This is a genomic window from Arthrobacter sp. Y3221159, from assembly GCF_059089885.1.
Genome location: NZ_JBNHFC010000058.1, coordinates 1 through 527 on the forward strand (window position 1 = coordinate 1; position 527 = coordinate 527).

At 64.3% G+C, this 527-nt stretch carries 1 pseudogene; it reads left to right on the plus strand.

The annotated features are described in order from the left end of the window. Window positions 1-527 (plus strand): annotated as a pseudogene (locus AC5RT3_RS20655) (pyruvate dehydrogenase (acetyl-transferring), homodimeric type); the annotation flags it as partial.

Here is a 527-nt window from a genome sequence, read left to right on the forward strand (position 1 = left end):
CCTCGCCAAAACCGTCAAGGGCTACGGACTCGGACCCCACTTCGAAGGCCGCAACGCCACCCACCAGATGAAAAAACTCACGCTGGATGACCTGAAGAAGTTCCGCGACCACCTGCGGATCCCGGTCTCCGACGAGCAGCTGGAGAAGGATCCGTACCGGCCGCCGTACTACCACCCGGGCACCGATGCGCCGGAAATCCAGTACATGATGGAGCGCCGGGCCGCCCTGGGCGGGTCCGTGCCGGAGCGCCGCTCCAAGCACGCCGAGATCACGTTGCCGGAGGCGAAGTCCTACGAGGTGGCCAAGCGCGGCTCGGGCAAGCAGCAGGCAGCCACCACCATGGCATTCGTCCGCCTGCTCAAGGACCTGATGCGGGACAAGAACTTCGGCAAGCACATCGCCCCGATCATCCCGGACGAGGCACGTACCTTCGGCATGGATGCGTTCTTCCCCACGGCGAAGATCTACAACCCCAAGGGCCAGAACTACCTGTCCGTGGACCGTGACCTGGTCCTGGCCTACAAGG